The organism is Streptomyces sp. NPDC005963 (genome assembly GCF_040638655.1).
Lineage (GTDB): Bacteria > Actinomycetota > Actinomycetes > Streptomycetales > Streptomycetaceae > Streptomyces.
In genome coordinates this window covers 84,590-102,994 of sequence record NZ_JBEXVD010000017.1, presented here as the reverse complement: position 1 = coordinate 102,994, position 18,405 = coordinate 84,590, and the positions used below count along the sequence as shown (strand labels likewise).

At 68.8% G+C, this 18,405-nt stretch carries 13 protein-coding genes and 1 tRNA gene; 13 read left to right on the top strand and 1 reads right to left on the bottom strand.

What is annotated here, in order from left to right; genetic code table 11:
* The first annotated feature begins 292 nt into the window (after positions 1 to 292).
* The 10 genes from ABZ348_RS22345 to ABZ348_RS22300 all read left to right on the top strand — a co-directional run bounded on the left by ABZ348_RS22345 (position 293) and on the right by ABZ348_RS22300 (position 13,327).
* Positions 293 to 1,189 carry an FAD binding domain-containing protein gene (locus ABZ348_RS22345; protein WP_358935641.1) on the top strand — a complete coding sequence of 299 codons (897 nt, stop codon included), beginning with the start codon at positions 293 to 295 and terminating at the stop codon, positions 1,187 to 1,189.
* A complete protein-coding gene (locus tag ABZ348_RS22340; protein ID WP_358935639.1) occupies positions 1,186 to 2,844 on the top strand; it encodes a 2Fe-2S iron-sulfur cluster-binding protein in 1,659 nt (552 codons plus the stop codon). Before ABZ348_RS22345 ends, ABZ348_RS22340 begins: the two co-directional genes overlap by 4 nt.
* Positions 2,841 to 5,183 (top strand): xanthine dehydrogenase family protein molybdopterin-binding subunit, encoded by a 2,343-nt coding sequence (locus ABZ348_RS22335; RefSeq protein WP_358935637.1) that lies wholly within the window; start codon positions 2,841 to 2,843, stop codon positions 5,181 to 5,183. The genes ABZ348_RS22340 and ABZ348_RS22335 overlap by 4 nt, the downstream gene beginning before the upstream one ends.
* Positions 5,184 to 5,281: 98 nt before the next feature.
* Positions 5,282 to 5,812, top strand: coding sequence for a hypothetical protein (locus ABZ348_RS22330; protein WP_358935635.1), 531 nt, complete (start codon positions 5,282 to 5,284; stop codon positions 5,810 to 5,812).
* 51 nt (positions 5,813 to 5,863) lie between these two features.
* Entirely contained in the window at positions 5,864 to 7,480 is a 1,617-nt protein-coding gene (locus ABZ348_RS22325) for a hypothetical protein (RefSeq protein ID WP_358935633.1), read from the top strand.
* Positions 7,481 to 7,522: 42 nt separating this feature from the next.
* Entirely contained in the window at positions 7,523 to 8,950 is a 1,428-nt protein-coding gene (locus ABZ348_RS22320) for a S8 family serine peptidase (RefSeq protein ID WP_358935631.1), read from the top strand.
* Positions 8,951 to 9,160: 210 nt separating this feature from the next.
* Positions 9,161 to 9,586 (top strand): hypothetical protein, encoded by a 426-nt coding sequence (locus ABZ348_RS22315; RefSeq protein ID WP_358935629.1) that lies wholly within the window; start codon positions 9,161 to 9,163, stop codon positions 9,584 to 9,586.
* A 14-nt stretch (positions 9,587 to 9,600) separates the two neighbouring features.
* The gene (locus ABZ348_RS22310) at positions 9,601 to 11,916 is read left to right on the top strand and encodes a DUF6571 family protein (RefSeq protein ID WP_358935627.1); all 2,316 of its coding nucleotides are present in this window, start codon (positions 9,601 to 9,603) and stop codon (positions 11,914 to 11,916) included.
* A gap of 32 nt (positions 11,917 to 11,948) precedes the next feature.
* Positions 11,949 to 12,638, top strand: a complete 690-nt coding sequence (locus tag ABZ348_RS22305; protein WP_358935625.1) for a hypothetical protein — start codon at positions 11,949 to 11,951, stop codon at positions 12,636 to 12,638.
* Between the two features lie 134 nt (positions 12,639 to 12,772).
* Positions 12,773 to 13,327 (top strand): AAA family ATPase, encoded by a 555-nt coding sequence (locus tag ABZ348_RS22300; protein ID WP_358935623.1) that lies wholly within the window; start codon positions 12,773 to 12,775, stop codon positions 13,325 to 13,327.
* Positions 13,328 to 13,489: 162 nt separating this feature from the next.
* On the opposite strand, the gene ABZ348_RS22295 is transcribed toward ABZ348_RS22300, so the two are convergent.
* Positions 13,490 to 13,564, bottom strand: a tRNA-Cys gene (locus tag ABZ348_RS22295).
* Between the two features lie 171 nt (positions 13,565 to 13,735).
* Here ABZ348_RS22295 and ABZ348_RS22290 point away from each other — a divergent pair.
* From ABZ348_RS22290 to ABZ348_RS22280, 3 genes are all read left to right on the top strand, one after another.
* Positions 13,736 to 15,211 carry an MFS transporter gene (locus tag ABZ348_RS22290; protein ID WP_358935622.1) on the top strand — a complete coding sequence of 492 codons (1,476 nt, stop codon included), beginning with the start codon at positions 13,736 to 13,738 and terminating at the stop codon, positions 15,209 to 15,211.
* 213 nt (positions 15,212 to 15,424) lie between these two features.
* On the top strand, positions 15,425 to 17,215 hold the full coding sequence (locus ABZ348_RS22285) for a DEAD/DEAH box helicase (protein WP_358935739.1): 1,791 nt from the start codon (positions 15,425 to 15,427) through the stop codon (positions 17,213 to 17,215).
* A 534-nt stretch (positions 17,216 to 17,749) separates the two neighbouring features.
* Positions 17,750 to 18,391: a helix-turn-helix domain-containing protein gene (locus ABZ348_RS22280; RefSeq protein ID WP_329019606.1), complete on the top strand. Its 642-nt coding sequence runs from the start codon at positions 17,750 to 17,752 to the stop codon at positions 18,389 to 18,391.
* Positions 18,392 to 18,405: the final 14 nt, after the last annotated feature.

Sequence of the window (18,405 nt, the reverse complement as noted above, 5' to 3'; positions counted from 1 at the left end):
GCCGATCGCCCTGGTCAACTGCCCCACCCGCGCCACCAGTCAAAAAGCCCAAGGCGGGCAAGTCGCACAAGCCTCGTGTATGTCATCGGGCGGAGTGATGCGCAAAGGCTACGCAGGGGGCGTTAAACCGGGTCAACAGCACAGCAAAGACGCATCCGTCATGGATGCATCCTTCGTGGACCCTCTCGCCGGTCGTCTCAGAAGATGTGCCAGAGTTGCCACGTCCGGACCGTGAGCACGTACGGTACGGCAACACAGGCGGGATGGCCGGACACCGGGAAGGGGCAGCTGGGTGACCACGCACGCACCGCAGACACCGCGGTCGGTGACGCTGCCGACCTCGCTCGACGAGGCAGTCGCGGCGCTGACGGCCATGCCGGCGGCCGTGCCGGTCGCAGGCGGAACCGACCTGATGGCATCCGTCAACAAGGGCCAACTCCGGCCCGCCGGACTGGTGGGCCTCGGCCGCATCAGCGAGATCCGCGGCTGGCGCTACCTCGACGGCCACGCCCTGCTCGGCGCGGGTCTCACCCACGCGCGCATGGGCCGCCCCGACTTCGCCGCCCTCATCCCCGGCCTCGCCGCAGCCGCCCGCGCAGCCGGCCCGCCCCAGATCCGCAACGCGGGCACCCTCGGCGGCAACATCGCCTCCATCGCACCGACGGGCGACACCCTGCCCGTACTCGCCGCCCTGGAAGCGGACCTGATCATCGCCGGCCCCGAAGGTGCCCGCCGAGAGATTCCCGTCGCCCATCTGCTCGCCGGACGCGACATGCTTGCACCGGCGGAACTCATCGGCTACGTGCGCGTGCCCCTCCTGCACGCCCCGCAGATCTTCCTCAAGGCGACCGGCCGCACCGGACCCGGTCGCGCCACCGCGTCCGTGGCGGTCGTCCTCGACCCGGCGCGCCGCGGAGTGCGCTGCGCGGTCGGAGCCATCGCCCCCATGCCGCTGCGCCCCCTGGAGGCGGAGCGCTGGATCGCCTCCCTCATCGACTGGGACGGCCGGCGCGGACTGACCACCGAAGCGTTGACGGCCTTCGGGGACTATGTGGCTGCTGCCTGCATCCCGGACCCGGAACCGGCCCTACCGGGTGAGGAACCGCCACAACACCCGCCCGCCGTACTGCATCTGCGACGCACCGTCGCCGCACTGGCCCGTCGTGCACTGGGGAGGGCGCTGTCATGAGCAACGAGGAACACTCGCAAGGGCACCCGCCCGCGCCGCCGGGACACCCGTACGAGCACGGCGGCTGGCAGCCCACGCCGCACGGCGAGTACGACCCCGAGGGCACGGCCTTCGTCCAACTGCCCGCGGAGGACGTGCCGCACGCCGCGCCGCTGGAGGCGCCGGGGCACGGCTATGTCCCCCCGACGATCACACCGCCCGCGCCGGGCGGCCCTCCGTCCGCGCCCGCGTGGCCCACCGTCCAGCACACGCAGGGCCACCCCGGCGAGTACGGCTGGCCCGACCCCGCGGGCCATCCGCAGGGCGCGCCGAACGGAGACCCGCACGCCACCGGGCAGTGGAGCTTCCCGACGGCCGAGCAGCACCCGTCGGCACCCGAACCGACCGGGCAGTGGACGATCCCGCTGGCCGGGAACGACGTACCGGACGAGACGGGCGAGTACACCACCGCGATGCTCCAGTCGCAGTGGAGTTCCGCGCCCGCCACCCTGCCCGGGGGGGCGACGGCGCCGTGGGCGACCGACGCATCCGCGACCCTGCCGGGCGGTGCGCCGGCGCCCTGGGCGACCAACCCGCCCGAGCAGCGGGAACAGCCCGCCGATCCGGCGCGGCCCGAGCCCCCGGCCATGGGCCAGGACACCCCGCAGTCCGCCCCGCAGTCCCCCGCGGAGCCCTCCGCGGGGGAGGAGCCGGTCGAGCACGCACTGGTGGCCGACGGGGTGCCGGGGAGCGCCCCTTCGGACCCCGAGGCGACCGAACTGCCCGAGGTGTCCGCCGAGGAGCACCCGTCCGACCCGGCCTCCGCGGGGACCGACCCAGACGACCGCCCCGGCGATGAAACCGTCGAGGAGCCGACCGCCGGGACCGAGACAGTGCCGGCGTCCCCGCAGGAGCCCACCGGCCTCGCCACCGCTGACGCTGCCCCGACGGCCGACCCGGACACCACGCACGAACAGCCCACCGACCCGGGCGAGCCCGCCGAAACTGCCGAGGCGGACGCCGGGCAAGGGGCGACGGCTTTGGGCCCCGGCCGGGCGAGCACCGTCGACGAACACCCGCCCACCTCCTACGTCCTGCGCGTCAACGGCACCGACCGCCCGGTCACCGACGCCTGGATCGGCGAATCCCTGCTGTACGTGCTGCGCGAGCGCCTCGGTCTCGCCGGGGCCAAGGACGGCTGCTCGCAGGGGGAGTGCGGCGCCTGCAACGTCCAGGTGGACGGCCGGCTTGTCGCCTCCTGCCTCGTGCCCGCGGCGACCACCGCGGGCTCCGAGGTCCGTACGGTCGAGGGGCTCGCCACCGACGGCGAACCCTCCGACGTCCAACGCGCTCTCGCCACCTGCGGTGCCGTTCAGTGCGGCTTCTGCATCCCCGGCATGGCCATGACCGTCCATGACCTGTTGGAGGGCAATCACAAGCCCACCGAGTTGGAGACCCGTCGAGCGCTCTGCGGCAACCTCTGCCGGTGCTCCGGCTACCGCGGTGTGCTCGACGCCGTGCGCGAGGTCGTCGCAGGTCGGGAGGCGAGCGCGGCAGCCGCGGCCGAGGCCAGCGAAGCCGCCGCCGACCCAACTCCGGAAGCCCGCATTCCGCACCAGGCGTCGCCCGGTGCGGGTAGTGTGCAGCCCCACCCGCATGACGGAGGCACGGCGTGAGCAATGACGCGGCCACCACCGCAACACCCCTGACGGCCGGCTCGGTTCCCGGTACCGGTCCCGCAGGAGCCACGCGACCCGAGCCCTCGGCCATGGGCCTGGGGATCTCGCTGCCGCCCGCGGACGCCCGGGCGAAGACCGAGGGCACCTTCCCCTACGCCTCCGACCTCTGGGCCGAGGGCCTGCTGTGGGCGGCGATCCTGCGCTCGCCCCACGCCCACGCGCGCATCCTCGCGATCGACACCTCTGGCGCCCTGGACATGCCGGGCGTCCACGCCGTCGTCACTCACCAGGACATCCCCGGCGACACCTCCTACGGCCGGAGGATCGCCGACCGTCCCGTCTTCGCCTCCGAGATCGTCCGCCACCATGGCGAGGCGATCGCCGCCGTGGCCGCCGACCACCCCGACACCGCACGGCTGGCCGCCGCGGCCATCGTCGTCGAGTACGAGGCACTGGAACCGGTCACCGACCCCGAACGGGCCTTCGAGGCACAGCCCCTGCACCCCGACGGCAATCTCATCCGCCATATCCCGCTGCGATACGGCGACCCGGACGTCACCGGAGACGTCATCGTCGAGGGCCTCTACCGCATCGGCCGCCAGGACCCCGCCCCCATCGGAGCGGAAGCCGGACTGGCCGTACCGCGCCCGGACGGCGGTGTCGAGTTGTACGTCGCCTCCACCGACCCCCACACCGACCGCGACCTCGCCGCCGCCTGCTTCGGACTGGAACCCGACCGGGTCAAGATCGTCGTCACCGGAGTCCCCGGCGCCACCGGCGACCGCGAGGACCCGGGCTTCCAACTCCCCCTCGGACTACTGGCCCTGAAGACCGGCTGCCCGGTCAAACTGACCGCCACCCGCGAGGAGTCCTTCCTCGGGCACGCCCACCGCCACCCCACCCTCCTGCGCTACCGCCACCACGCGGACCAGGAGGGCCGACTGGTGAAGGTCGAGGCCCAACTGCTCCTCGACGCAGGCGCCTACGGCGACTCGTCCTCCGAGTCCCTCGCGGCGGCCGTCGCCTTCGCCTGCGGACCCTACGTGGTGCCCCACGCCTTCATCGAGGGCTGGGCCGTCCGCACCAACAACCCGCCGTCCGGACATGTGCGCGGCGAGGGCGCAATGCAGGTGTGCGCGGCATACGAAGCGCAGATGGACAAGTTGTCCACCAAGCTCGGCCTCGACCCGGTCGACGTCCGGCTGCGCAATGCGCTGGCCACCGGAGACATCCTCCCCACCGGCCAGACGGTCACCTGCCCGGCCCCCGTCGCCGAACTCCTCCAGGCCGTACGCGACTACCCGCTGCCGCCCCTGCCCAAGGACACGCCCGAGGACGAATGGCTCCTGCCGGGCGGCCAGGAAGGCGCGGGCGAACCGGGCGCCGTGCGCAGGGGCGTCGGCTACGCCCTGGGCATGGTCCACATGCTCGGCGCCGAGGGTGCCGACGAGGTCTCCACGGCCACCGTGAAGGTCCAGGACGGGGTCGCCACGGTCATCTGCGCCGCCGTGGACACCGGCTCGGGCTTCGCGACCCTGGCCCGTCAGGTCGTCCAGGAGACACTGGGCGTCGAAGAGGTCCACGTGGCCTCGGTCGACACCGACCAACCCCCCGCCGGACCCGCAGCCCACGGCCGTCACACCTGGGTCTCGGGAGGAGCGGTCGAGCGGGCGGCGAAGATGGTCCGTACACAACTCCTCCAGCCGCTGGCGCACAAGTTCGGGATGTCCACCGAACTCCTCCAGATCACCGACGGCAAGATCACCTCGTACGACGGCGTGCTCTCCACCACGGTGACCGAGGCGCTCGACGGCAAGGAACTCTGGGCGACCGCCCAGTGCCGCCCGCACCCCACCGAGCCGCTCGACGAGTTCGGTCAGGGCGACGCCTTCGTGGGCATGGCCTTCTGTGCCGTACGCGCCGTGGTGGACGTCGACATCGAGATCGGCTCGGTCCGGGTCGTGGAGATGGCGGTGGCCCAGGACGTGGGCCGCGTGCTGAACCCCGCCCAACTCGTGAGCCGCATCGAAGCCGGAGTGACCCTGGGCGTCGGAACGGCACTCACGGAGAACCTGCGCACGGCCCGCGGCCTCATCCGCCACCCCGATCTCACCGGGTACGCACTCCCGACATCCCTGGACGCCCCGGACATTCGCATCGTGAAACTCGTAGAGGAACGTGACGTTGTCGCCCCCTTTGGGGCGAAGGCGGCAAGTGCCGTTCCTGTGGTCACGTCCCCGGCCGCGGTGGCCGCCGCGGTACGCGCCGCAACCGGCCGGCCCATCAATCGCCTCCCCATCAGGCCCCAGGCTGCTGTGTCCGCTGCGTCCAACTAACCGCCCCGGTAAGGCATTGCACCCGCAATCAAAGGGTGCGGCTTGTCGGCGACGCTCGGTAAAGTGAATCCCCTAGGCAAGACAACGGGGAGGCGTTCGTGGCAGAGGACGACGGGACGGGGCGGCCGGTCTACGGCCGGCCGACGCCGATGCCCAGCAAGGGTGGTACTGGTAAGGACCTGGACGTCGACGCCGAAGAACTGATGAAGTTCAAGGACCGCGTCGACAAGTTGCTCATCAAGCTGGAGAGTTCGGCCGCAGCACCGACGAGGATGACCGACGGCCAGGTCCCCGCGGGTGACCTCGGCGTCGGCTTCGGCGAAGCGACCGCGCTGCACGGGATTTACCAGAAGGTCCATGCGGAGCTACAGAACCTGTCGAAGGGGCTGGCCGGCCAGATCGAGGGCCTGAGCATCGCGGTCCACGGCTCGACCAAGGGCTACCAGAACATCGAAGAAGACATCAAGGAGCGGATGCGCACCATCAGCAAGGACGCACGCGAGGCGTACGACCGACGCGAGGAAGAACGCCGCGGGTCCGAGCCGAAGCAGCCGGAGGACCCGAAGCAGCCGGGGAACGAGCAGTCCCCACAGGCCGGTTCGGGTGACACGAGCGGTGGAGCGTCCTGATGGTGACGGTTACGGGGACCACGGGGACACGGGGAAGGGTGGGATGACGTCATGGGCGCTGAGTCGACACCGGGCGGTGGGGGCTTCTTCTCTCCGCTGAGAATTCTGGGCAGCCTCTTCGGAACCACCGATTTCGAGGCCCACTCGCACGAACAGCTGCTGGCGATGGTGGAGGCGGCCAATCCCAAGTCGCTGGAAACCCTTTCGGCGCAGCTGACGGACGCGGCCAAGACCATCACCGAGATCGGTGAGGACCTGAAGACCTACATCACCACCGTCCCGTGGGAGGGCGAGGCCGGAAAGGCCATGGAGACATGGGGTGAGGGCGCTTGGAAGGCCACGCTCCAACTCGGTGAGTACAGCAACGTCGGAGGCAAATGGATGGGCCTGGCGGCCCAGACGCTCCGCGAGGTCAAGCAGAACATGCCTCCGGTGGACGCCACGGCAAAGGGCAACGTGGAGTCGGCGAAGCAGTTCCGCAACCTGCCGGACTACAAGGAACTCCTGGGACCGGCGCAAGCGAAGCTGCGCGAGGACAAGGCGCAGGCCGTCCAGCAGATGAACAAGCTGGCGCAGTCGTACTCGCTCTCGACGTTCGTCATCAGCGCGGCGGAGGCACCGACGTTCCCGCCGCCTCCGGGGGAGTTTGTGCCCCAGGCTGAGCAGCAGAGGCAGGAACTCGTAGGAACCAGCAGGCAGGAGTCTCGCGCTGCTGTCGGCTCCCAGCCAGATAGCGCCAGACGGGTACGGGGCGTCGAATCCGGCGACTTTCAGACCCAAGGGCGGCCAGAGCCTGGGACTGTTCCTCCTACTCAGAGCCATACAGAGGGCGTTCGGCCCAGCCCCCCGCCTGTTGATCGACCGACCGGACAGCCGGTAGGTATGGAGATTGACAGTGTGGACACCCTGCCGCCTCCTACAGCGTCGCAACCACAGACTCCCAGCTCTGGTCCGCTACCCAATCGACCTGATGGAGCGAGTCCGGTCCTGCCCGGATTGGTTCCGCCCACCTTTGCGCGGAGTCCTGGGAGTTCCGGTCTTCCTGGCTCAGCCGGCGGGTCGGGCGCGGGTAAGGGCGCCGTCGGTGGTCGAGGTGTAGTACCGCCTGGTCATGTGGGTACCGTGGGGTCGGCTGGCCCGGTTGGTGCAACGGGTGGTGTCGCTGCTTCTCGGGTGCCGCTGGCACGCGAAGGAGGGATCGTCGGCGGGAAGCCGGTCATGCCGACGACGAACAACCCCTCAGGTGCGATTCCTCGGGGGCCCGTGATCGGTACGGAGAACACGACTGGCTCTCGCAGTGGCGCCATGGGCCGAGGCATGGCCGGTATGCCGGGAGGCATGTACGGCGGCGGTCCCATGGGCGGTGCCGACCAGAGCGGTGTCTCCGGTGGGCGTCGACTGGCCTCCGAAGCCGGTGGCGTCGTCGGAGGAAGGCAGCAGCAGCCCGGGCAGGGGAGCGCCCGTCCGTTCACACCTGGTGGGTCCGGCCTGGTCAGAGGTTCTGGCGAGCAGAGCCAATCGGGTCGAGCGGGCATGGGTGCGGCTGCGCTGAACAGGCCCAACTCCTCGCGCGAGGAGTCGGACGGCGATCGTCCTGACTACCTCTCGGAGGATGAGGAGACCTGGCAGCAGGGACATCGCCGCGTCGTCCCGCCTGTGATCGATTGACCATCATCTCCCCCACAACAAGAAGACGGTCTGAGGAAGCAGATGCCTACCAGTAGTAATCGAAATGCTCGATACGGTCGATGTGTGTCGGGTGCCTTGGGATTGCTATTGGTGGGCGTTGCGGCAACTCCAGCTCATGCTGACTCGGTTCGATCTCAGCAGTGGCATCTCGACACGATGCGTGCAGATCAAATGTGGAAGATCAGTACTGGCAAAGGCATCACCGTGGCCGTGCTGGACACGGGTGTTAGTCATCTGGCTGAGTTGGACGGTCAAGTTCTTCCCGGAGGTGCAGACTTCACCAATATTGCTGGGGATGAGCGAGACGACTACAAGGACCACGGTAGCGGAATGGCCTCGATGATTGCCGGAACGGGTAAGGGGCCAGGTGGAAACGGTGCTTTCGGCCTCGCACCGGGGGTGAAGATTCTCTCCGTCCGTGTCCCCATGGGTGGCGGCGGTGGCCCTAGCCCTGACGAGGGAATGTCGCAGGCAATTAGGCATGCAGCGGATGCCGGGGCCCAAGTCATCAACATTTCGATGGGTAGCCCTGCGAACGAGGGTGACCTGGTTCAGAACGCAGTGCGCTATGCGCTCGGAAAGGGTGCACTGATCTTTGCGGCCTCGGGGAACGCTGGATGGGACTCGCCCGTTGACTTCCCGGCTGCTACTCCTGGTGTAGTGGGTATCGCAGCAGTCGATCAAAAGATCAATGGTACAAAGCAATCCCAGCGTGGCCCGGAGGTGGATCTAGCTGCTCCAGGGCTGGGCATCGTCGCTGGTTGTGTGGGAAAGACAGAAGAGGATGAGTATTGCAAGGGGGACGGGACCAGTGCCGCCACCGCTCTTGCGTCTGCCTCCGCTGCGCTGATCTGGTCCAAGTACCCCAGGTGGACCAACAACCAGGTGTTGCGCGTCATGCTCAACACCGCCGGTGGGCCCACCAGTGGGGCGAAGCGCAACGACGTCATCGGGTACGGCATGGTCCGGCCGCGGATCGCGTTGACCGATCCCGGGGATCCGGGGCCCGCCGATGTGTATCCGCTGCCCGATCTGGCTGCCGCCGCGCCCAAGTCCCCTTCCACGGCAGCCTCCAAGCCGGCGGCGGACGGCAAGGCGACGGACCAGCCCATCGAGGCCGCCGCTCCCGCTGCTGAGGAGGACGACGGCAACACCGGTCTGTGGATCGCGTTGGGCGTCGGTGCCGCCCTGCTCGTCGGGGCGGCAGTCGCGATCCCTGTCGTTCGGTCCCGACGCCGGGCCGCGGCGGCGCCGGCGCCCGTGCCGGCGGGGCCTCCCGGGTATCCGCAGCAGCAGTACCAGGGTGGCTATCCGCCCTACGGCCCTGCCCAACCGGGCGTTCAGCAGCCCCCCGGACAGCCCTATCCGCAGCAGGCTCCGTACCCGAACTACGGACCGCCGGCCGGAGGGCAGCAGCCGAACAACCCACCGCATCCCGGACAGCAGTGACGCATTGAGGGAATGCGGACGTATGGATTGAGTTCCGTCCGACGGGGTTGTCACCGAGCCTGCGGTTTCACAGAATCCCCACCGAACGCCGATCATGTGTGCGGGTCGCCGTCCTACGGTGGGGCCACCGGGCCCCGCCGGAAGGTCGGTAGGGCCCAGCGTCGCTTCTGCCGACGTGCACCATCACGAGACAGCAAACGGGGATCTTCCATGTCGTTCGACCAAGAGTGGGTGTCCACTCGCTCCGCTTCCACCGTGCACGTCAGCATGCGGCTGAACCAGGTCGATCCGGGGGGCGGCAGCGGTGGGGGAGGGGCGGACCTCGGGGTCAGCCAGGACAAGCTCGGGGCACTGGGCAGTGCGGCCTTCAAACTGCACGGCCATCTCTCGGCCGACGGCAAGCACGCGGATGCCAGCACCACCGAGGCGGCCACCACCATGACGGTGAACGGCTTCCAGACCGGTTCGGCGATGAGCACGGTGCAGAAGACCTGGACTTCGCAGCTCAAGACGCTTCTTGACGCTTGTGCTCATATATCGAACCACCTCGACTACACCTCCGCCTCGCACGTCAATGAGGAGAAGGACATCCAGACGGCCTTCCGGACGTCCCAGATCACCGAATTCCTCAAGTAGGGCGGGAGCCGAAGATGTTGACGTTCGACAACGTGTACCAGGCACCGCTGGGCACGATGAACTCCGCGGTCGGCGACTGGGCCGCCATGGTGACCAAGCTGGAGAAGCTGGCCGAGGACGCCCGTACGACCATGGCGAACAAGGCCAAGGACGACTATTGGCGGGGTGTGAACGCCGAGGTCACGAAGCCGTTCATCGACAAGACGGCCAAGGAGTTCGACGACGCGGCGAAGGCGGCCAAGGGCATCAAGCAGATCCTTGAGGACGGCCACCGCGAGTTCAAGAAGGCCCAGGACGAGCTGAAGAAGATCGTCGATGTGGACGCGCCCGCTCAGGGCCTCATCGTCGGCGCGCACGGTGTCGTACGACCCAAGCACGATCTCGCGCAGGACCGTGCGTACCGTCGTGACCCCGACTACGAGCCCGCGCTGAGGGAGCAGCGGGCCAAGGTCGAGGCCATGCAGGCGCGCATAGAAGCGGTGGTCGAGACGTGCAACGACGCCGATGTGGCGACGTCCAACGCGCTCAAGGCGAATATCACCGACGACCAGAACAACTTCAGCGCGCCCAAGTACACGAGCATCGATGCGGAAGAGGCGCAGCGGGCGGTCGATCTCGCGAACAAGGGTCGCGATCTCACCCACACCGAGCTCCAGGCGCTGAACGAGCTGCTGAAGGACAACCACGGTTCGCGCGAGTTCTCCCGGGCGTTCTACGACACCATGGGGCCGAAGAAGTCGCTGGAGTTCTTCGGGCAGCTGTCCACGGACACCTACAACTACAGCAAGCAGGACAAGGAGCGGCTGAAGGACGTTCAGGAGCTCCAGCGCAATCTCGGGCTGAACCTGGCCACCGCCACCGGTTCTGCGGGTGCGGACGACAAGTGGGGCCAGCGCTGGTCCGACGAGATGCGCAAGTTGGGTACCGAGCGCATTCCGTTGGCCAAGTACGACCACAACGGTCCGTTCGGCTACCAGTTGCTGGGCGGCATCATGCGGTACGGGAACTACGACCCCAAGTTCCTCACTCCGATCGCCCAGCACGTGGTCCAGCTCCATGCCAAGGACCCGTACATGTTCGCCGAGAACAAGAGCACGTCGAGCTGGGACAAGAACCCGTTCAATCCGTCCGGCAAGAACGGCTCCGGCTATGACCCGGTGCTGAGCATGTTGGAAGCACTGGGGCACAGCCCCGAGGCGTCCAAGGAGTTCTTCTCCTCCGATCCGAAGGCGTTCAACGACGACGGCACCGTCAAGAGCGGTCTGCCGAAGGACGAGGACGGCAAGGAGATCAAGAGCTATCTGGACTACTTCGGTGACAAGGACTTCAAGTCCTTCCCGGACATCACGGGCCATGACCCGGACGAGATGGGCAAGTCGCTGAACCACATGCCCGACGCGTTCGGGCATGCGCTGGAGGCGGCGACCCTCGGCCATGCGTACGACGATCCGAACCCCAAGCTGATCCGGGACGAGACCTCGTCGAAGATCATGGAGGAGGTCGTCGAGAAGTACGGCGGCGACGCTGGTCTGCTCAAGCAGCAGGAGGCGATGGCCGACAGCCTCGGGCGGATGGGCGCCGGCTATGTCGACGACATCAACTGGGCGCTCAACGAGAACAAGTCGGACAGCCTCTTCGCGCCGGGCAAGGACGCCGAGGCGCACGCCGAGTTCGGTCGGGACAACGCGCGTCAGTTCCTGAGCACACTGGGCCAGCACCCGGATGCGTACGCCTCCGTCTCCGTCGCCGAGCGCGTCTACACCACCAGCATGTTGGAAGCGCAGGTCGGTGAGGGCGGCAAGGTCAACGAAGCCCACGCCCGGGAAGTGGTCCGTACCGGCGCGGAGGTGCAGGGGATGCTCGACCAGTCGCGGGCCGACCAGGTCGACGCGACGAACAAGAAGAAGGACGAGGAGTACAACAAGGCGTTGGAGGAGCGTTCGGCCTGGGTCAACTTCGGTGCTGCGGCGGCCATCGGTGCGGGCGTCGCCTTCCTGCCGGCGACCGTGGCGGGCGCGGGAGCCGCGGCGATCCTCGTACCGCTGGCGGTGGAGACCGGGAGCGGGGCCCTGGAGACCCAGATCGGCCAGGTGATCGGCGACTGGACCAAGACCGAGCAGCAGGACAGCTCCGAGAAGACCCAGGAGACGCGCAACGAGATCTTCCGCGCGGGTGAGATGACGGCCGAGTCGCCGATGGAGAAGTTCATGCAGCAGCATCGGATCGATCCGAACAGCGACTTCGGTCAGGACCTCGAAGAGGCGCTGACCAACGGCTACAGCAAGGGAACCCTGGGGCAGGGCCGACACGGCACGACCCCGCAGACATGAGGGATGTGAAGGTCATCAAGGCGTGGCGGGCTATGACATCCGCGATCCTGGTAGGGGCACTCGGTCTTTCCCTGGTCGCCTGTTCGGGGAAGGGCGACGGGTCGAAGGGCTCGGACGAGAAGCTCGTCGGTGCCGACGAGATCTGTGAAGGGGTCTTCACCGCCCCCGCGGCTCGTCAGGCGCTGACGAAGGTCACCGAGTCGGATCGCTTCGTGCAGAACGGCGTTGCGAACGGCCTGGCCAAGACGGTCTCCAACCTCGTGTTCGACTACGAGTCGTCCGGTCCGAGCAAGGGGCGCGAGTCCAGTCTCTGCCTTGTCTACGCAGGCGGCCCTTCCGACCTGGACGACCTTTCGTTGGCGTTCGCCCTGGACGACGGTGAGTTCCTCGACAGCAAGGACCATGCCGCGAAGCTGACGGCATATCAGCTCGGGCGGCGGGCGCTGGCCGGGAAGGACTACGCCTCCCAGTACTTCCTGTGCACGAGCCCGAAGCTGGGCAGCACGGCGGACGATCCCGCGGTCGTACGCGGAGTGCTGCGGGTCAGATCGGAACCGAGCGGGGACGCGCGGGAGCTGAGCGACGCGACCATGACCGTGCTCAACTCGGCCGCTTTCGCCGTCGCCAAGGAGCTCGGATGCGCTGGGAACGGCGGATTGACCGCGTCACCGGTGCTCAAGCCGGTGCCGGGCAAGCCGACGCCCAGTAGCCCGGCCCAGTGACCCGTCCGCCCAGCCCGTCCGCATAGCCCGTCGGGCGGTGCGGTGGTCGGGGTGTCCGTGCGGTACGGGTGTCCGGGGGAGTGCCAGGGAGAAACCGGAGTGAGAGCGACGACGGGTGCGGCTAGCGTCCTCGTATGAGCGAACCGCTGGAGTCGTCCGTCGTCCTCATCACCGGGATCATGGCTTCCGGGAAGTCCACCGTCGCCCAGGCGCTCGCCGAACGGCTCCCGCAGGCCGCCCATGTCCGCGGTGACGTCTTTCGGCGCATGGTCGTCTCCGGGCGGGTGGAGATGGGCCCGGACCTCGATCCCTCGGCCGTGGCCCAGCTACGGCTGCGGTACCGACTGGCCGCCAGGACGGCCGACGCGTACGCGGAGGCCGGGTTCACCGCCGTACTCCAGGACATCGTCATCGGTGAGGAGTTCGCGCCGTACGTACGCCTGGTCCGCACCCGTCCCCTGTACGTCGTCGTCCTCGCTCCGCGCCCCCACGCCGTGGCCGCACGGGAGGCGGGTCGGTCGAAGACCGGATACGGCGAGGGGTGGACGCCGCACGCCCTGGACGAGGAGTTGCGGGCACGGACACCGAGGGTGGGCCTGTGGCTCGACTCCAGCGAGCAGACGCCGCAGCAGACCGTGGACGAGATCCTCGCGCGCCTGCCCGAGGCCGCGGTCACCACATGTCCCTGAGCGTCTCCGCGTCCCCCGCTTCCCTTCCTTCGTACGTGAGGTGGCTCACGCCGTTGCATCCGGGGCGGTGATCGGTGAGCGGCCGGAAAACGACAACGTCCCGGACCTCGACTGTGGGGAATCCCGAAGAATTCCCCCGCCGAAGTCCGGGACGTCCCGGCCTGGAGACCGCGACCGGATTCGAACCGGTGTAACTCGAGTTGCAGTCGAGTCCCTGAACCACTCGGGCACGCGGTCATGCGTTGTTACTGATGAGACCGTAAGCCGCCGTTCGGCACCCGCTCAAGACCATCGGCCACACTGCAATACAGCTGCCACAGGGCGTTCACAGTCGTACGACCAAGGGACCAGGGCAGGTCGGGTCCTCAGACAGGGTTCACCCCGGTCCACGCCCCTTACTCTTGGTCCATGACCGCCCTGGACCCACGTGACGCCGACGTCACGACATCGACCCCTGCGCCCGACGCCCCCACCATCGACGAGCAGCCCCAGGGCGGGGTACTCGGTCGGAGCTATCGGGCCCTCAGCGTGGGCATCGTCTCCGTCGTCCTGCTGATCGCCTTCGAAGCCACCGCCGTCGGCACGGCGATGCCGGTCGCCGCCCGTGAACTGAACGGCATCGGGCTCTACGCCTTCGCCTTCTCCTCGTACTTCACCACCAGCCTCTTCGCGATGGTCCTCTCAGGGCAGTGGGCCGACCGCGACGGTCCACTGCGACCGTTGGCCACCGGCATAACCGCCTTCGGTGCCGGACTGCTGCTCTCCGGCACCGCGAGCACGATGTGGCTGTTCATCCTGGGGCGCGCGGTGCAGGGCCTCGGTGGCGGCATGGTGATCGTCGCGCTGTACGTCGTCATCGGGCGCGCCTACCCCGAGCGGCTGCGCCCCGCGATACTCGCCGCCTTCGCCGCGAGCTGGGTGATCCCCTCGGTGGTCGGCCCGCTGGCCTCCGGGACGGTCACCGAGCAGCTCGGCTGGCGCTGGGTCTTCGTCGGCATCCCCGTGCTCGTGGTCTTCCCGCTCGCGCTGGCACTGCCGCAGATCCGACGCATGGCGTCCGGCCCTGCCGATCCGTCGGCGCCCCGCGGCAACTTCGACGCCCAGCGCATCCGGTTGGCCCTCGGCATCTCCCTCGGCGCGGCGCTCCTCCAGTACGCGGCGCAGGACCTGGAATGGCTCTCCCTGCTGCCGGCTGCCGTCGGCGGGGCGCTGCTGGTGCCCGCGGTCCTCGGTCTGCTGCCGAAGGGCACCTACCGGGCCGCTCGCGGGCTGCCGTCCGTCGTGCTGCTGCGCGGCATCTCCGCGGGTTCCTTCATCGCAGCCGAGTCCTTCGTGCCGCTGATGCTGGTTACCCAGCGTGACCTCTCCCCGACCATGGCCGGGTTCTCGCTCGCGGCGGGCGGAGTGACCTGGGCCCTCGGCTCGTTCATCCAGTCCCGGCCGCGGATGGAGCCGCACCGGGAGCGGCTGATGGTGTTCGGAATGGTGCTGGTGGCCGTGGCGATCGCCGGTGCCCCGACCGTACTGATCGAATCGGTGCCGGTGTGGATCGTGGCCGTCTCCTGGGCCATCGGTTGCTTCGGCATGGGCATGGTGATCGCATCAACGAGCGTGCTGCTCCTCAAGCTGTCGGAGCCCGAGGAGGCCGGCTCGAACTCAGCGGCGCTCCAGATCTCGGACGGACTGTCGAACGTCATCCTGCTGGCGGCGGGCGGCGCTGCCTTCGCGGCGCTCGGCGGCGCCTCGGTGGCCGGCCACGGCGCGGTCACCGAAGCCGGTGCCTCGCATCCGGCCGCGTTCGTGGTGGTCTTCCTGCCGATGGCGCTGGTCGCCCTGGTCGGAGCCTGGGTGTCGACCCGCGTGAGGGTCCCGGAATCCGTGTGACCCACCGCGGAGCGGACGGTACGGTCCGGGCGGCGAGGTGGAATCGCCCCGCCCGCACCGGTGGTCGTGAGGCCCATCTCACCGTCCGCGGGGGCCTCGTCCGGAGCGGAGGCGCGTGGTCACACAGGTAGGGTGGCCCGGTTGTCATACCCGTACACCACCCGTGGCACCCCCTGCCGCGTCGTGCCCTGGACGAGCGTCGAACCGGAGACCGTGACTACTACCGCCTCCCACTCCCACCACCTCTCGCCCGCCTTCCCCGGCAGGGCCCCCTGGGGTACCGCCAGCAAGCTGCGCGCCTGGCAGCAGGGCGCGATGGAGAGATACCTCCAGGAGCAGCCCCGTGACTTCCTGGCCGTCGCCACCCCCGGCGCGGGGAAGACCACCTTCGCGCTGACCCTCGCCTCCTGGCTGCTGCACCACCACGTGGTCCAGCAGGTGACCGTCGTCGCACCCACCGAGCACCTGAAGAAGCAGTGGGCCGCGGCAGCCGCGCGGATAGGGATCAAGCTGGATCCCGACTACAGCGCGGGACCGCTCAGCAAGGAGTACCACGGCGTCGCGATCACCTACGCGGGCGTCGGCGTACGGCCCATGCTCCATCGCAACCGCTGTGAACAGCGCAAGACCCTCGTCATCCTCGACGAGATCCATCACGCCGGTGATTCCAAGTCCTGGGGCGAGGCGTGCCTGGAAGCCTTCGATCCGGCGACCCGTCGGCTCGCGCTGACCGGTACACCCTTCAGGTCGGACACCAACCCGATCCCGTTCGTCACGTACGAGGAGGGCAACGACGGCATCCGCCGGTCCGCCGCCGACTACACGTACGGCTACGGCAACGCCCTCGGTGACGGGGTCGTGCGGCCCGTCATCTTCCTCAGCTACAGCGGCAACATGCGCTGGCGCACCAAGGCCGGTGACGAGATCGCCGCCCGCCTCGGCGAGCCCATGACCAAGGACGCCATCTCGCAGGCGTGGCGCACCGCGCTGGACCCCCGCGGCGAGTGGATGCCCAATGTGCTTCGTGCCGCGGACCAGAGGCTCACCGAGGTCCGCAAGTCCATCCCGGACGCGGGCGGGCTGGTGATCGCGACCGACCAGGACTCGGCCCGCGCCTACGCAAAGCTCATTCGCGAGATCACCGGGTCCAAGGCGACCGTCGTCCTCTCCGACGACACCGGTGCCTCCAAGCGCATCGACGACTTCAGCGAGAACGAGGACCGCTGGATGGTCGCGGTCCGGATGGTTTCCGAGGGCGTGGACGTGCCCCGGCTCGCCGTCGGCGTGTACGCCACCACCATTTCGACGCCGCTGTTCTTCGCCCAGGCGGTGGGCCGTTTCGTACGGTCCAGACGGCGGGGCGAGACCGCGTCCGTCTTCCTGCCCACCATCCCGATGCTGCTCACCTTCGCCAATGAGATGGAGGTCGAGCGTGATCATGTGCTCGACCGGCCGAAGAAGGAGGGCGAGGAGGACCCGTACGCCGAGTCCGAGAAGGAAATGGACGAGGCCAACCGGGAGCAGGACGAGGACACCGGCGATCAGGACATGCTGCCCTTCGAGGCGCTGGAGTCGGACGCCGTCTTCGACCGGGTGATGTACAACGGGGCCGAGTTCGGTATGCAGGCCCATCCGGGCAGCGCGGAGGAGCAGGACTACCTGGGCATTCCCGGGCTGCTGGAGCCCGATCAGGTCCAGATGTTGTTGCAGAAGCGTCAGGCGCGGCAGATCGCCCACAGCCGCAAGAAGCCCGATGCGGAGGCGGACCTACTGGAGTTGCCGGCCGAGCGCCGGCCGGTGGTCTCGCACAAGGAACTGCTGGAACTGCGCAAGCAGTTGAACACGATGGTCGGTGCCTACGTCCATCAGAGCGGCAAGCCGCACGGTGTGATCCACACCGAGTTGCGCCGGGTGTGCGGTGGACCGCCGAGCGCGGAGGCGACGGCCGGGCAGATCCGTGAGCGGATCAAGAAGGTACAGGAGTGGGCCACGCGGATGCGTTGAGACGGGCCGTCCGCCGGGGGCACTGACGCGGCCCCGGCGGACGGCTCGTACGGTTTCCGTCCGCCACCCGCACCCGCACCCGCCACCCGCACCACCTTTCGCCTTTCGACCCGCACCCACCCGCACCGCCTTTCGCCCTTCCGCACGTACCGTGCACTCCGCCGGCCTACCGCTCGAACTCCTCGGTCCGGCGTTCCTCCCCGGTGTCCCGGACGCCCCTTCGTGATGTGCTGCGCCCGGGGACTTGTCCGTGCAATCCGGTAGGAGCGGGTCGTGGGCGGAGGTACTGTTCGAACGATCTCCAACCCGTGCAATATCCCGGGTTGGCATCCGGATTCTGGACGAGGTCTTCCGCTGAGCGGACCGGATCGCTACTGTCCGGGCCATACAACCGCTCCCGCGGCGCCACGAGCCGCGGAGCCCAGCCGGTGTGCCATGGCCTGCCGGCGGCCTCCGGGTGCGGTGCCGACGCGACCGGCACCGCGGACACCACCGCGAGGGACCGCCGTCACTCACTCCGAAGGAGAGGGCGTCGTGACCGCGGAGACCTCCCAGACGCTCGACCGAGGACTGCGCGTCCTCAAACTGCTCGCCGACACCGACCACGGATTGACCGTGACCGAGCTGTCCAACAAGCTCGGCGTCAATCGAACCGTGGTCTACCGTCTGCTGGCCACTCTGGAACAACACGCCCTGGTCCGTAGGGACTTGGGCGGTCGGGCCAGAGTCGGACTCGGTGTGCTCAGGCTCGGACGACAGGTCCACCCGCTGGTGCGCGAGGCGGCGATGCCCGCGCTGCGGGCCCTCGCCGAGGACATCGGTGCGACCGCCCACCTCACCTTGGTGGACGGCGCGGAGGCCCTCGCGGTCGCCGTCGTCGAACCCACCTGGACGGACTACCACGTCGCCTACCGCGCCGGGTTCCGCCATCCGCTGGACCGGGGTGCGGCCGGGAAGGCGATACTGGCCGCCCGACTCGGCCACGCCGACGATCCTGGGTACACCCTGACCCACGGTGAGTTGGAGGCGGGGGCCAGCGGGGCCGCTGCACCGCTGGTGGGAGTGACGGGGATCGAGGGGAGCGTGGGCGTGGTGATGCTCGCCGACTCGGTCCCCGAGCGGGTGGGGCCCCGGGTGGTCGACGCTGCCCGCGAGGTCGCCGACGCCCTGCGCTGATCTTCGACCTCCTC

Bases quoted from the DNA above. Each gene is read 5' to 3' on its own strand.
- ABZ348_RS22325 (WP_358935633.1), top strand. From the start codon at position 5,864: ATGGGCGCTGAGTCGACACCGGGCGGTGGGGGCTTCTTCTCTCCGCTG.
- ABZ348_RS22305 (WP_358935625.1), top strand. From the start codon at position 11,949: ATGACATCCGCGATCCTGGTAGGGGCACTCGGTCTTTCCCTGGTCGCC.
- ABZ348_RS22290 (WP_358935622.1), top strand. From the start codon at position 13,736: ATGACCGCCCTGGACCCACGTGACGCCGACGTCACGACATCGACCCCT.
- ABZ348_RS22310 (WP_358935627.1), top strand. From the start codon at position 9,601: ATGTTGACGTTCGACAACGTGTACCAGGCACCGCTGGGCACGATGAAC.
- ABZ348_RS22320 (WP_358935631.1), top strand. From the start codon at position 7,523: ATGCCTACCAGTAGTAATCGAAATGCTCGATACGGTCGATGTGTGTCG.
- ABZ348_RS22315 (WP_358935629.1), top strand. From the start codon at position 9,161: ATGTCGTTCGACCAAGAGTGGGTGTCCACTCGCTCCGCTTCCACCGTG.
- ABZ348_RS22300 (WP_358935623.1), top strand. From the start codon at position 12,773: ATGAGCGAACCGCTGGAGTCGTCCGTCGTCCTCATCACCGGGATCATG.
- ABZ348_RS22340 (WP_358935639.1), top strand. From the start codon at position 1,186: ATGAGCAACGAGGAACACTCGCAAGGGCACCCGCCCGCGCCGCCGGGA.